Raw genomic sequence first — 11,966 nt, 5'->3', positions numbered from 1 at the left:
ACAACCGAAGGAAGTCCCATGCGTCGTCACCTGCTTGCCGCAGCCACCCTTGCCGCGTTTGCAGCACCCGTGCCCGCACTGGCGCAGGATGCCGATGAAGCTGCCTTCGACGAACGCGACGGCGCCGGGCTGACCGAATTGGCGGACTCTTTGTCCAACCCCGAACGCCAGCGCGAACTTGCCATGATGCTGCGCGCGATGAGCGAGGTCCTGCTCGACCTGCCGATCGCTCCGCTGACCGACGCAGTGGCCGAGATTGCGGGCGAGGAAGCGCCGCGTGTGGATCGGGATGCGACGCTGCGCTCGATCGCGCCCGAGGCTAGCCGCGTGCCGGAAGAGATCGAGAAGAACCTGCCGCGCGCCATGGAAGCCGCAGGCACGCTTGCCGAAACGATGGAAGTCATGCTGCCGCAGCTGCGCGCTATGGCCGAACGCTTTTCGGACACGCTGCCGCAGCGCGACTGACTTCACAGGAAATTTTCGCCAAAATCGCGCGCGCCAGTGGACGCGTGGGCGCGCCTGCCGCATAGGCAGGGGCCATGTGGCAGCTCCACCAATTCCCCCTGTGCCCTTTCAGCCGCAAGCTGCGCCTGCTGATGGGCGAAAAGTCGGTTGCGTACGAACTCGTGCGCGAAAACCCGTGGGAAGGGCGCGATCAGCTTTGGCAGCTCAATCCGGCCGGGCGCACCCCGGTCCTGCATGACCCGGCGCGCAAGGTCACGCTGTGCGATAGCCAGGCGATCTGCGAGTTCTTCGAAGAGACGGTGGACCGCAATCCCATGATTTCGGGCAATGCCATGCAGCGCGCCGAAATCCGCCGCCTGACGCGCCTGTTCGACGAAAGCCTTTATGGCGATGTTACCGCGCCTGCCCTGCACGAAAAGATGAAGAAGCGCCTGATCCTGCGCCAGTCGCCCGACGGACGGGTGCTGCGCGAGATGGGACGGCTGCTCCACGGCCACCTCGATTATATCGACTGGCTGGTCGACACGCGCAGCTGGCTCGCCGGGCCGACGCTGAGCCTGGCCGACCTAGCCTGCGCGGCGCAGCTATCGGTGGTCGATTACCTTGGCGGGATCGAATGGAAAGGCCACGACCAGGCGCGCGACTGGTATATGGTCATGAAAAGCCGCCCGAGCTTCCGCCCGCTGCTCAGTGAGAAGATGGAAGGCCTGCCCCCACCGCGGGAATATGCTGCGCTGGACCTTTAGCCAGGGTCTCGATTGTCATTTAGCTTGGAGTTCGCGAAGTCGGGGTGGTCTTCAAGTTTACCCTTTTCGATCCAAGCCCAAAAATCCTGAACATTCGTCCATGCCTCTTTTGAAGCTGGTCCCAACCACGGAACAAAGTCCGAAGGTCGGCCAGACTTATAGCGGACGGCAGCCGTCAAATCTTCGAGAAGTCCGATCACCGCAGCTTCGGAGACGTAGTGCTCGCCTCGCTCGATCCAGTCCTCCACCACGCCAAAAATCGCGGGAAAACTGCTGGTCTCTCCTCGCTCAAGCATGGCGATCAGGTGATTGGCGAAATCGCTGAGCGCAAGATAGTGTGGGAGCTCTGCTTGCGTTGCGTCATCAAGCTCTCTTGGCTCGTCTTCCCACTATTCCACGAAGTCTTGCCACGCCGGTTTGAAGCTCGGGCAGGCTTCCAGCATCGCATCCATGAAATTGGATTTCGTGATGGGTGGCGGAGTGTTCATGCGTCAGCGCTATGGAGACCCTCGCCGGGTTGCAATAGAAAGCGGACTACAAAGGGATTTCGCTACCTCTGGCAAACCGGGCAGAACCATGTGCTCCGCCCGCCCTGCACGATACGGCGGATGGTGCCGCCGTCCCCGTGGTGACAGGGCTCCCCCTCGCGGCCGTAGACGTGGAAGCGGGTGGCGAAATAGCCGAGGTTCCCGTCGGGCTGGGCGAAATCGCGCAGCGTGCTGCCGCCGTCGCGGATGGATCGCTCCAGCACATCCTTGATCGCAGGGACGAGGCGGCGCAGCTGCGGCATGGTCACCTTGCCGCCTGCCTTTCGCGGGTGGATGCCTGCATGCCAAAGAGCCTCGCACACATAGATATTGCCGAGGCCCGCAACGATGCTCTGGTCGAGCAGCAATAGCTTGATCGCCTGTTTGCGTCCGCGTGTCGCCTCGCGCAGGTGCTCGGGCGTGAGATCATCGCCCAGCGGCTCCGGCCCCAGCGCGGCGAAGGGCTTCCACGTCACCAGTTCGCCGCTCGTCATCAAATCGACCGAACCGAAGCGGCGCGGGTCGTTGAGTGCGAAGCGGTGGCTCGCCGTCTCGATGACGAGGTGGTCGTGCTTGTCGTCTTCCTCCGGATCGATCCGCCAGCGTCCGCTCATGCCGAGGTGGAACACCATTGCATGATCGCGGCTGGTATGGACCAGCCCGTATTTCGCCCGGCGCGAGAGATGCGTCACGCTCGCCCCCGTCAATGCCTGCACGAGATCGGGCGGGAAGGGGCGGCGCATATCCGGGCGGTTGACCTGGACCAGCGTGATCGTCTCCCCCTCGAGGAACCGCGCAAGGCCGCGCACCGTTGTTTCGACTTCGGGAAGCTCAGGCATTTTCTTTCCGGCGATTGGAGACGTATCGATATTTGCAGATGGCAGATCGCCGGATGCGGTGCCAGCCCTCTCCCCCACCCGGCCACCCAAACAGTATCGTGCCGTGGGTGGCCGTGTGGGGGAGAGGGCCGGAGCCGGGCGCAGCGACCGCAGGGAGCGGATAGACGCCATCAAAAACAACCCCTAAGGCACCTCGCCATGAACGACACAGTTTCCTTCGGCTACGAAGACATCGACGCGAACGAGAAAACCGGCCGTGTTGGCGAGGTGTTTTCCAGCGTCGCCGCCAAGTACGACATCATGAACGACGCGATGAGCGGCGGGATGCACCGGCTGTGGAAGGACCGCTTCGTGCGCCGGGTCAAACCGCAGCCGGGCGAACAGATCCTCGACATGGCCGGCGGCACGGGCGACATCGCTTTCCGCATGGCCGCCAAGGGGGCCAGCGTCACCGTGTCGGACATCAACCAAGACATGCTCGACGTCGGCATCGAACGCGCGATGGAGCGCGGGATCGATGGCCTCGTCTGGAGCCGCCAGAACGCCGAGGAACTGGCCTTCTCACGCCGCACTTTCGATGCCTACACCATCGTGTTCGGCATCCGGAACGTCACCTTCATCGACAAGGCCCTTCGCGAAGCGCACCGCGTGCTGAAATACGGCGGACGTTTCTACTGCATGGAATTCAGCCAGACCGACTGGCCGGGCTTCAAGGAAGTCTACGACCTCTATTCGCACCAGCTCATGCCCAAGATCGGCAAGGCGATCGCCAATGACGAGGACAGCTACCGCTACCTCGCCGAATCGATCCGCCGTTTCCCCAAGCCGCCCGAATTCGAAGCGATGATCCGGGCTGCGGGCTTCGAGAACACGCGGGTCGAAAAGATCCTCGGCGGCGCGGTCAACATTCATTCGGGGTGGAAGGTTTAAGGGTGGCACGCCCCGCTACGCATATCTGGCGGCTCCTCAAATGGGGCCGCACGCTGGCGAAGCACGGCGCGCTGCGCGGGATCGAGCGCGATCCCAATACGCCGCCGCCCGTCAAGCGACTGGCGCGCATTGCCCGGCTCGGGACGGTGCAGCCGAAGGAACCGGATTATGCCGGCGCCTTCCGCGATATCGGCCCTGCGGCCATCAAGCTGGGTCAGACACTTGCCACCCGCCCCGACCTGGTCGGCGAGGATGCCGCGCGCAACTTGCTGAAATTGCAGGACGATTTGCCGGCCGTAGGCTTCGACAAGATCAAGGCGAGCATCGAGGCGAGTTTCGAGCAGCCGCTCGAAACACTCTATTCCGAATTCGACCCGGTGCCCGTGGGAGCGGCCTCGATCGCGCAGGTCCACCGCGCGGTCACCACCGAGGGCAGGCCGGTTGCCGTGAAGGTCCTGCGCCCCGGCGTGCGCGAACAATTCGCCAAGGACATCGATACCTACGAATGGGCCGCCGCCCATGTAGAAGCGATGGGCGGAGAGGCTGCGCGCCTCCGCCCGCGGCTCGTCATCGCCAACTTCAAACGCTGGACCAATCGCGAGCTCGACCTTCGGCGCGAGGCGGCCAGCGCATCGGAACTGGCCGAACATATGGTCGGGACCGAAGGCTATGAAGTGCCCGGTATCGACTGGGACCGGACCAACGGCCGCGTGATGACCGTCGACTGGATCGACGGGATCAAGATCAGCGATACCGAGGCTATCCGCGCGGCAGGCCACGATACGGCAGAGCTGGCCAACCGGCTCGTCCTCGCATTCCTGAAGCAGGCGATTGCCGCCGGATTCTTCCATGCCGACATGCACCAGGGGAACCTGTTCGTGAAACCGGACGGGACCATCGCGGCGATCGATTTCGGCATTATGGGAAGGATCGACCGGCAGGCGCGCATGTGGCTGGCGGAAATCCTCTACGGGCTGACGACGGGCAATTACAAACGCGTCGCCGAAATCCATTTCGAGGCGCAATATGTGCCGAGCTATCACAATGTCGACGAGTTCGCGACGGCGCTGAGGGCGGTGGGCGAGCCCATGCGCGGCAAGCCGGTGAGCGAATTGTCGGTCGGCCAGATGCTCGACGGGCTCTTCGCCATTACCCGCGATTTCGACATGCAGACGCAGCCGCACCTGCTGCTGCTGCAAAAGACCATGGTGATGGTCGAAGGCATCGCCACGCAGCTCAATCCGCAGATCAACATGTGGGACACGTCCGCGCCTTACGTGCGCAGCTGGATCCGCGACGAGCTGGGGCCGGAAGCGGCGATTGCCGACCGCATCCGGACCGATACCGAAACGCTTCTGCGCATCCCCGATCTCGTGCGCCGGATCGAAGACCGCTTCCCGCCCAAGGGAGGCGCGCCCGAACCGCCGCCGCTACCCGAAGTCGAACTTGTGTGGGAACGCCGTGCGCGAAGGCAGGAGAGGCGCAGCGTACTCGGCTATCTGCTCGTTGCAGCAGGCGCTGGCCTCGCCGGTTGGGCCGCCGCGACCCAGGGCTGGATCGGCTAGGTCAGGCGGTCCGCCCGCGCCAGCGCAGCATGGCGAAGGTCAGCACGAAGACGTGCACCGCCTCGACCAGCATCGGCATCCACCAGCCTTCGTAGGTCCCGACCGCGAAGAGGTTTACCAGGCGTCCGGTAAAGGCAGTTGCGAACAGCAGCAGCGCGGGCAGCAACACGTCGCCGCGGCGCTTCCACGCGCCCCATGCCATGAAGAAGGCCGCGACCAGGAAGAAGGCGGTGAAATCGCCGCGCATGGCGGAAAGCCCCATCGCTCCGCTGGCGGTCAGGCCGAAATCTGCCCCTGCCAGCGCAGGGTCGACGAAAAAGCTCACTCCAAGGACCAGATCGAGCAGGGCGCCCAGCGCAATCAGCGCGGCAAGAACGAAATTCATATGCGAAACCCCTCCGTTTCCTTTTTTTAAACCATAGGGTGGCAAGGGTATTTGGGCAATCGCGCGCGTTTTGCGTGCTGGCAATGACGGACAGGGGGCGCTAGCAAGCGCAACAATGACGCAATGGGAATGCACCAGCCGATCGGCGCGGACAGCGCCAGTGACGAATTCGAGCGGGACCGCGAAGTGAGCGGACCGAAGATCCTGCTCGTCATCGGCGGCGGTATCGCTGCCTACAAGTCGTGCGAACTCGTGCGCCTCATCCGCAAGGCCGGGGGCGAGGTGACCTGCGTCCTCACAGAAGGCGGACAGCAATTCGTCACGCCGATGGCGCTGGCGGCCCTGTCGGGCAAGAAAGTCTACACCTCGCTCTTCGACCTCAAGGACGAGGTCGAGATGGGGCATATCCAGCTCAGCCGCGATGCGGACCTCGTGGTCGTGTGCCCGGCGACGGCGGACCTCCTCGCCAAGATGGCGGCCGGCATTGCCGACGATCTCGCCACCACGCTGATCCTCGCCACCGACAAGCCGGTGCTGACGGTCCCGGCGATGAACGTGAAGATGTGGGAGCATTCCGCGACCCAGCGCAATGCCGACTGGCTGCGCCAGGCCGGCGTGAAGGTCATGGACCCGGACGAAGGCCCGATGGCCTGCGGCGAATTCGGCCCCGGACGCCTGCCCGAGCCGGTCGCGATCCTGTCGAAGATCGCCGAAGAGCTCGAAATCGATATCGACCTGCCGGAACTCGCCGCGCCTGCCCCGCAGCTTGCTGCGCCGGTAGAAGAGGCAGACGCCGAGGATGCGGAAGCCGAAGCGCCCGAAATCGAGGCGCTCGAACCGGAAGACGGGGAAGAGCTCGAAAAGAGCGGTGGCGGCCTTGGCGGCCTGCTGTCGATGATCATCCCGCGCTCCACGCCCAAGCGCAGCCACGCGGAAATCGAGGAAGAGTACGAAGAGCTCGAGGACCTGCCCGAGCCCGACATGCTCGACGCCGAAGCGCTGGTCGAGAATACCGAGATCGATCCGGACGCCGCAGGGCCGCTGCTGGCGAAAAAGGGTGGAGCTGCAGCCGCGCCGCCGATCGATCCCGAAGCGCTCAACCACACGGTCGCCCGCAAGGATGCGCGCGCCAAGCCGCAGCCGGTCGAAGAAGAAGTGCAGACGCAGGAAGTCGCCTTCGAGGATTCGCCGCTTGCCGGACAGCCCGAATTCGATCCCGATCCCGAACACCGCCCGCTCTACGGCAAGCACGTGCTGGTCACTGCCGGCCCGACGCGCGAGCCGATCGATCCGGTGCGCTATATCGCCAACCGGTCGAGCGGGAAGCAGGGCTTCGCGATTGCCGCAATGGCCGCTGCCGCCGGTGCGCGCGTGACGCTGATCTCCGGCCCCGTGCACCTGCCCACCCCACATGGCGTCGACCGGATCGATGTCGAGACCGCAGAAGACATGGCCGAGGAAGTGCGCAACGCACTGCCCGCCGATGCTGCCTTCATGGTGGCCGCGGTCTCCGACTGGAAGAGCAAGCACGTTGCCGGCGAAAAGATGAAAAAGCGCGGCAGTGCGCCGCCCGCGCTCATCCTGGCGGAAAACCCGGACATCCTCGCGGCCGTTGCTGCAGGGCGCAAGCGCCCGCACCTCCTGATCGGCTTCGCGGCCGAGACTGAAAACGTGGTCGAGAACGCCAAGACCAAGCGCAAGCGCAAGGGCGCAGACTGGATCATCGCCAACGATGTTGCCGGTGCGGTCGGCGAAAGCGTGATGGGCGGCGACATCAACCAGGTGCACATCGTCACCCCCAAGGGTGTCGAAAGCCTGCCCGAAATGCCCAAGGACGACGTTGCACGCGAACTCGTGCGCCGCGCTGCCGAAGCGCTGGTCGAACCCAAGGATGACGACGAACATGACTGATCCGGTCGGTGTAAGGCTGAAACGCCTGCCCCATGGCCACGGCCTCGATCTCCCGCGCTATGCCACCGATGGCGCTGCGGGTATGGACGTCCTTTCAGCCGAGGCGGTCAGCCTGAAGCCGGGCCAGCGCCATGCTGTCGCCACCGGCTTTGCCGTCGCTATTCCCGATGGCTATGAAATCCAGGTCCGTCCGCGTTCGGGCCTCGCCTTCAAGCACGGCATCACCGTGCCGAACACGCCGGGCACGATCGACAGCGATTATCGCGGCGAATTGAAGGTCCTCTTGATCAACCACGGCGACGAGAGTTTCGCTATCGAGCGTGGTGACCGGATCGCCCAGCTGGTGCTGGCGCCCGTCACGCAGGCTGCATGGCAAGAGGTCGACGAACTCGACGAAACGACCCGCGGCGAAGGCGGGTTCGGTTCGACGGGCGGCCACGCGAAACTCGCCTAGTCGAACAGCCCCACCGCCAGTTCGGCCCAGACCAGCAGGAAGAGCGAGATCGTCGCGGCAATGGAAAGTAGCCGTGCCCGCGCATCCAGCCTTGCCCGCAATGCCATTTCGATACCGATCCCGACCATGCCCAACAATCCGCCCATGAGTGCGAAATCGCCCGGACCCCAGGCGACATCGGCAGTGACGTTCATCGCGATGGCGGGAAGCAGCAGGACGAGTGCCGCCACGGTCCAGTAGAGCGCGCGAATACGGTTCGCTGCCGGTCCGGCAAGTGCCCTCATGATCTCAAATCCCTCATATCGCGGTTTTTCATATCACGTTCGTGTGTATCTCGAAAACGCATGAAAAAGGGCGGCCCGTCGCCGAGCCGCCCTTTCCAATTCATCTATGTATCGCTTGCATGCGATCCGGCACTTACCGGTCTTCCGGCTTGACCGAGATGCGTACGGTCTCACCCGAATTGCCGGGGAAGTCCGTGAACATGGCTTCGACCAGGTTCGGCACCAGGTACTGCAGGCGGTTCGAGGTCGACAGGGCCTGCGCCTTGCCTTCGAACAGGCGCTCACCCGTCGCTGCGCGGTCGATCTTCATGTCGATGCCGCTGGTATAGACGGTGTAGCTGCGTACTTCCGGCCCGCCGAACCACGGGTCGTTGAAGCCGTAGCCCCAGCTGCTGCCGTAATAGCTCGTGCGGAAGATACGCCCGTCGCGGGTGCGGTAATAGCGCGGACGGACATAGCCCAGGTGTCCGCGATAGCCGTACCACGGCGAATAGAACGGATCGTGGAAACCGGTGGTGCGAACACGCTCGCGCCCGTTGTCGACGCCGTAATCGAAGCGGACCAGCAAGGTCGCGTCTTCAGCCGATGCGGCCTGCGCATAGCCCAGACGCTCCATCTGCGCTTCGACCTGGTCGGCATACATCGAGAATTCCAGGCCGCCGGCAAGGGCCGGATCGTCTGCAACCACGAAGTAGCTTTCGCCGGTCGGGGCGGGCATCTTGGTTTCGAAACGGGTCACGTCGGCCTTGAAGGCAGGCGTGGCGCAGGCAGCGAGGCCTGCGAGGATCATCGGTACGGAGGCCAGCTTCAGCTTACGCCCCATTCCCTGTTTACGGGTAGTCATAGCTTGGTCCTTTCACGTGTTGGCGGATTATATACACCAAACGGGAAACATGGGGCAGCCCGCCTTTCCCCAAGACAATCTGCCAGTGAATAGAGCAACTTCTATACCAAACGCCATGAACCGGCTTTGAATGGCCGGATTCACTTATGTTGCACCCCGCTGGAGGGTTGTCGCAGCGCCCACAAGGCGGCTAAGGGTCGCCGCAATTCATTCCTTTTCGCGTAAGGCAGAGACGAGCCATGGCTGGCCATTCCAAATTCAAGAACATCATGCACCGTAAGGGCGCGCAGGACAAAAAGCGCTCCAACCTGTTTTCCAAGCTGAGCCGCGAGATCACCGTGGCCGCCAAGATGGGCATGCCCGATCCGGACATGAACCCGCGCCTGCGCCTGGCGGTGAACGCCGCCAAGAGCCAGTCGATGCCGAAGGACAATATCCAGCGCGCGATCGACAAGGCATCGGCGACAGACGGCGAGAACTACGAAGAAGTGCGCTACGAAGGCTATGGCCCGGGCGGCAGCGCGATCATCGTCGAGGCGCTGACCGACAACCGCAACCGCACCGCCACCGCCGTGCGCACCGCTTTCAGCAAGAACGGCGGCAACCTTGGCACCGAGGGCAGCGTCCAGCACGGCTTCGAACGGCTTGGCCTGATCGAATATCCCGCCAGCGCGGGTGACGAGGACAAGGTCCTCGAAGCCGCGATGGAAGCGGGTGCGGAAGACATCGAAAGCACAGCCGACGGCCACACCATCTGGACCGCAGCCGACGATCTCCACCAGGTCGCGGGCGATCTCGAAAAGTCGCTGGGCGAGGCGGAAAATGTCAAGCTGGCGTGGAAGCCGAACATCACGGTCGAAATGGATGAGAAGGGTGCATCGACCCTGCTCAAGCTGATCGACACGCTGGACGATGATGACGATGTCCAGACCGTCTGGGGCAATTACGAAATCTCCGACGAGGTCATGGCCAAGCTGGACGCCTGATCGGTCGTCCGGTGAAGCTGCGCGAATGGATCCTCGCGATCATTTTGGGCAGCGCATTCCTGCTGGCGATTGCCTGGCGGCTCGGCTGGATGATCGGGTTGTGACCCCGTGCTGATCCTCGGCCTAGACCCCTCGCTGTCCTGCACGGGCTGGGGCGTGATCCGCGCCGAAGGTAGCCGGATCACGCATATCGCGAACGGCCAGATCCCGACCGATGCCAAGGCGCCGATGGTGCGGCGGCTGTCACTGCTGCACACCTCGGTCGAAGCTGTCATCGCCGAATACGCGCCCGATCGCGCTGCTGCGGAAGAAGTTTTCGCGAACAAGAATGCGCAGTCGACCCTCAAGCTAGCGCAGGCACGCGGGGCCGTGCTGGCGGCCTGCGGCGGGGCGGGGCTGGAGGTGAACGAGCACGCCGCGCGGCTGGTCAAGAAGGCGGTCGTCGGGACGGGCGGCGCCGACAAGACGCAGGTGCAGGCCATGCTGAAAGTGCTGTTGCCGGGGGCGAAGCTAGCGGGCGCGGATGCCGCAGATGCGCTGGCAGTCGCCATTGCCGATGCGCACCTGTCCTACACGCCGCCCTCGCGCTAGGCCCTTGGCATGAGCGCACCCGAACCCCTCGAAACTGCCCGAAACGGGCGCTTTGCGGCCTCCGGCGGATTTTCCGCCTGGACCGTGTTCCATGTGTTCCACTCTGTAGGACAGCTATCGTGACCATCCAGCTCTACGGCATCCCCAATTGCGACACCGTGAAGAAAGCCCGCAAGTGGCTCGACGCGCAGTCGATCGATTACGACTTCCACGACTACAAGAAGGAAGGCGCCGATCCGGCCAGGCTCGCCTCATGGTCGGACGCGGTGGGTTGGGAAGTGCTGCTCAACAAGCGCGGCACCACCTTTCGCAAGCTGGACGATGAAGCCAAGGCCGATATCGACCGCGAAAAGGCGATCGCGCTGATGGCCGAGCACCCGAGCATGATCAAACGGCCCGTCGCCGAACACGCGGGCGGCATACTGGTCGGCTTCAAGGAAGAGGACTGGGCGGCAGCGCTTCAATAGCCGCTGGAATTGCTCCAGCCGCCATTGTCGTTCTGCGTCACAGAGCGCGCGTTGTCGTTCGCCGTGCCGGTGATCTGGCGCTTGACCGCGCCGAGGTTGCTGCCCGATCCGTAAATCAGGCCAAGCACGATCGCGCCGCCGAGGAGGAGTTTCTTGATCATGATCAGGCGAGGCTACCCGCCTATCCTAAAGATCGGGTTAACGGCGGGCCTCAGGCCTTGCGTGCGGTGACGATGTAATTGAGCGCAGTGTCGTCGCCGAGATGGAGGCCTTTCATCGGGGAAAAGCCGATGCCGCGCGGCTCGCCCATGGAAAGACCCGCCTCGGACAGCAGGTCCCGCAGCTCGTCGGGCGTGATGAAGTCATCCCAGTGGTGAGTGCCCTTGGGGATCATGCCCAGACCTTCCGCCGCGCCGATCATCAGCAGGCGCGATTGCGGCGTGCGGTTGGGGGTGGAGAGGACCATAAGCCCATCATCTGCAAGCCGCGCTGCCAGTTCGCGCACGAAGGCCGCCTTGTCCGCCACGTGCTCGATCACTTCCATCGCGGTGACGAGGTCGAACGTCCCGATGTCGAGCGATCCGATCTCGCCCGCCATGTACCGTATGTCGAGGCCTACGCCTTCGGCATGGACGCTCGCCGCAGCCACGTTCTCGGGAGCCGCGTCGACGCCCGTCACCTGCGCGCCCATACGCGCCAGCGGCTCGCACAGCAGGCCCGCGCCGCAGCCGACGTCGAGCGCGCTCTTGCCGGCGAGCGGACGCGCATTGCGGATATCGCCCGACCAGTGGACGTCGATCGCATCGCGCAGGAACTGGAGGCGCACCGGATTGAGCTTGTGCAGCATGGCGGAGGAGCCCTTCGGGTCCCACCAGTCCCGCGCCAGCCTGCCGAAATGTGCGGCCTCTTCGGGCCGGATCGTTTGGCCGCCTGAAGTATTGCTTGGCGTGTCGGTTGTTGCATCACTCATGA

General features: G+C 63.9%; 16 protein-coding genes. 9 read left to right on the top strand and 7 right to left on the bottom strand.

Features of this window, described 5'->3' with window-relative positions; all coding sequences use genetic code 11:
• Positions 1–18 precede the first annotated feature (18 nt).
• On the top strand, positions 19–465 hold the full coding sequence (locus LCM24_RS04785) for a hypothetical protein (RefSeq protein WP_224802974.1): 447 nt from the start codon (positions 19–21) through the stop codon (positions 463–465).
• A gap of 74 nt (positions 466–539) precedes the next feature.
• A complete protein-coding gene (locus LCM24_RS04780) occupies positions 540–1,211 on the top strand; it encodes a glutathione S-transferase family protein (RefSeq protein ID WP_224802973.1) in 672 nt (223 codons plus the stop codon).
• Here LCM24_RS04780 and LCM24_RS04775 read toward each other — a convergent pair.
• Together LCM24_RS04775 and mutM are read right to left on the bottom strand one after the other, a co-directional pair.
• A complete protein-coding gene (locus tag LCM24_RS04775; RefSeq protein WP_224802972.1) occupies positions 1,208–1,507 on the bottom strand; it encodes a hypothetical protein in 300 nt (99 codons plus the stop codon). The genes LCM24_RS04780 and LCM24_RS04775 overlap by 4 nt on opposite strands.
• 254 nt (positions 1,508–1,761) lie before the next feature.
• On the bottom strand, positions 1,762–2,577 hold the full coding sequence (gene mutM / locus LCM24_RS04770) for a bifunctional DNA-formamidopyrimidine glycosylase/DNA-(apurinic or apyrimidinic site) lyase (protein WP_224802971.1): 816 nt from the start codon (positions 2,575–2,577) through the stop codon (positions 1,762–1,764).
• A 198-nt stretch (positions 2,578–2,775) separates the two neighbouring features.
• On the opposite strand from mutM, the gene LCM24_RS04765 reads away from it, so the two are divergent.
• Together LCM24_RS04765 and ubiB are read left to right on the top strand one after the other, a co-directional pair.
• Entirely contained in the window at positions 2,776–3,507 is a 732-nt protein-coding gene (locus tag LCM24_RS04765; RefSeq protein ID WP_224802970.1) for a class I SAM-dependent methyltransferase, read from the top strand.
• Between the two features lie 2 nt (positions 3,508–3,509).
• Positions 3,510–5,072: a 2-polyprenylphenol 6-hydroxylase gene (ubiB, locus tag LCM24_RS04760; protein WP_224802969.1), complete on the top strand. Its 1,563-nt coding sequence runs from the start codon at positions 3,510–3,512 to the stop codon at positions 5,070–5,072.
• Position 5,073: 1 nt separating this feature from the next.
• Here the strand turns inward: ubiB and LCM24_RS04755 are convergent, their stop codons facing one another.
• Positions 5,074–5,457 (bottom strand): hypothetical protein, encoded by a 384-nt coding sequence (locus LCM24_RS04755; RefSeq protein ID WP_224802968.1) that lies wholly within the window; start codon positions 5,455–5,457, stop codon positions 5,074–5,076.
• Positions 5,458–5,586: 129 nt separating this feature from the next.
• Between LCM24_RS04755 and LCM24_RS04750 the strand changes: the two genes are divergently transcribed.
• The gene (locus LCM24_RS04750) at positions 5,587–7,368 is read left to right on the top strand and encodes a bifunctional phosphopantothenoylcysteine decarboxylase/phosphopantothenate synthase (RefSeq protein WP_224802967.1); all 1,782 of its coding nucleotides are present in this window, start codon (positions 5,587–5,589) and stop codon (positions 7,366–7,368) included.
• On the top strand, positions 7,361–7,822 hold the full coding sequence (dut, locus tag LCM24_RS04745) for a dUTP diphosphatase (RefSeq protein WP_224802966.1): 462 nt from the start codon (positions 7,361–7,363) through the stop codon (positions 7,820–7,822). The genes LCM24_RS04750 and dut overlap by 8 nt, the downstream gene beginning before the upstream one ends.
• On the opposite strand, the gene LCM24_RS04740 is transcribed toward dut, so the two are convergent.
• Together LCM24_RS04740 and LCM24_RS04735 are read right to left on the bottom strand one after the other, a co-directional pair.
• Positions 7,819–8,106, bottom strand: a complete 288-nt coding sequence (locus LCM24_RS04740; RefSeq protein ID WP_224802965.1) for a hypothetical protein — start codon at positions 8,104–8,106, stop codon at positions 7,819–7,821. The two genes, dut and LCM24_RS04740, sit on opposite strands and share 4 nt — an antisense overlap.
• A gap of 133 nt (positions 8,107–8,239) precedes the next feature.
• Positions 8,240–8,950 (bottom strand): DUF4136 domain-containing protein, encoded by a 711-nt coding sequence (locus LCM24_RS04735; RefSeq protein WP_224802964.1) that lies wholly within the window; start codon positions 8,948–8,950, stop codon positions 8,240–8,242.
• A gap of 239 nt (positions 8,951–9,189) precedes the next feature.
• Here LCM24_RS04735 and LCM24_RS04730 point away from each other — a divergent pair, with 239 nt between their 5' ends.
• The 3 genes from LCM24_RS04730 (at position 9,190) to LCM24_RS04720 (ending at position 10,994) form a co-directional block, all read left to right on the top strand.
• Complete coding sequence (locus LCM24_RS04730) at positions 9,190–9,936, top strand: YebC/PmpR family DNA-binding transcriptional regulator (RefSeq protein ID WP_090476550.1); 747 nt, start codon at positions 9,190–9,192, stop codon at positions 9,934–9,936.
• Between the two features lie 108 nt (positions 9,937–10,044).
• Positions 10,045–10,527 carry a crossover junction endodeoxyribonuclease RuvC gene (ruvC, locus tag LCM24_RS04725; protein WP_224802963.1) on the top strand — a complete coding sequence of 161 codons (483 nt, stop codon included), beginning with the start codon at positions 10,045–10,047 and terminating at the stop codon, positions 10,525–10,527.
• A gap of 119 nt (positions 10,528–10,646) precedes the next feature.
• Positions 10,647–10,994: an ArsC family reductase gene (locus LCM24_RS04720; RefSeq protein ID WP_224802962.1), complete on the top strand. Its 348-nt coding sequence runs from the start codon at positions 10,647–10,649 to the stop codon at positions 10,992–10,994.
• Here LCM24_RS04720 and LCM24_RS04715 read toward each other — a convergent pair.
• Positions 10,988–11,155 (bottom strand): hypothetical protein, encoded by a 168-nt coding sequence (locus LCM24_RS04715; protein WP_160595685.1) that lies wholly within the window; start codon positions 11,153–11,155, stop codon positions 10,988–10,990. The genes LCM24_RS04720 and LCM24_RS04715 overlap by 7 nt on opposite strands.
• Before the next feature lie 50 nt (positions 11,156–11,205).
• Positions 11,206–11,964, bottom strand: a complete 759-nt coding sequence (ubiG, locus tag LCM24_RS04710) for a bifunctional 2-polyprenyl-6-hydroxyphenol methylase/3-demethylubiquinol 3-O-methyltransferase UbiG (RefSeq protein ID WP_224802961.1) — start codon at positions 11,962–11,964, stop codon at positions 11,206–11,208.
• Positions 11,965–11,966: the final 2 nt, after the last annotated feature.

The organism is Qipengyuania aquimaris, assembly GCF_020171965.1.
In the GTDB taxonomy this organism is placed as follows: Bacteria; Pseudomonadota; Alphaproteobacteria; order Sphingomonadales; family Sphingomonadaceae; genus Qipengyuania; species Qipengyuania aquimaris_A.
Note: the sequence above shows the minus strand (reverse complement) of the source record. Positions and strands in the feature narration are given on the sequence as shown.

Coding starts and splice junctions, on each gene's coding strand:
- LCM24_RS04750 (WP_224802967.1), top strand. CDS start 5,587: ATGCACCAGCCGATCGGCGCGGACAGCGCCAGTGACGAATTCGAGCGG.
- LCM24_RS04765 (WP_224802970.1), top strand. CDS start 2,776: ATGAACGACACAGTTTCCTTCGGCTACGAAGACATCGACGCGAACGAG.
- dut (WP_224802966.1), top strand. CDS start 7,361: ATGACTGATCCGGTCGGTGTAAGGCTGAAACGCCTGCCCCATGGCCAC.
- LCM24_RS04780 (WP_224802973.1), top strand. CDS start 540: ATGTGGCAGCTCCACCAATTCCCCCTGTGCCCTTTCAGCCGCAAGCTG.
- LCM24_RS04740 (WP_224802965.1), bottom strand. CDS start 8,106: ATGAGGGCACTTGCCGGACCGGCAGCGAACCGTATTCGCGCGCTCTAC.
- LCM24_RS04775 (WP_224802972.1), bottom strand. CDS start 1,507: ATGCTTGAGCGAGGAGAGACCAGCAGTTTTCCCGCGATTTTTGGCGTG.
- mutM (WP_224802971.1), bottom strand. CDS start 2,577: ATGCCTGAGCTTCCCGAAGTCGAAACAACGGTGCGCGGCCTTGCGCGG.
- LCM24_RS04755 (WP_224802968.1), bottom strand. CDS start 5,457: ATGAATTTCGTTCTTGCCGCGCTGATTGCGCTGGGCGCCCTGCTCGAT.
- LCM24_RS04785 (WP_224802974.1), top strand. CDS start 19: ATGCGTCGTCACCTGCTTGCCGCAGCCACCCTTGCCGCGTTTGCAGCA.
- LCM24_RS04735 (WP_224802964.1), bottom strand. CDS start 8,950: ATGACTACCCGTAAACAGGGAATGGGGCGTAAGCTGAAGCTGGCCTCC.
- LCM24_RS04715 (WP_160595685.1), bottom strand. CDS start 11,155: ATGATCAAGAAACTCCTCCTCGGCGGCGCGATCGTGCTTGGCCTGATT.
- ubiG (WP_224802961.1), bottom strand. CDS start 11,964: ATGAGTGATGCAACAACCGACACGCCAAGCAATACTTCAGGCGGCCAA.
- LCM24_RS04730 (WP_090476550.1), top strand. CDS start 9,190: ATGGCTGGCCATTCCAAATTCAAGAACATCATGCACCGTAAGGGCGCG.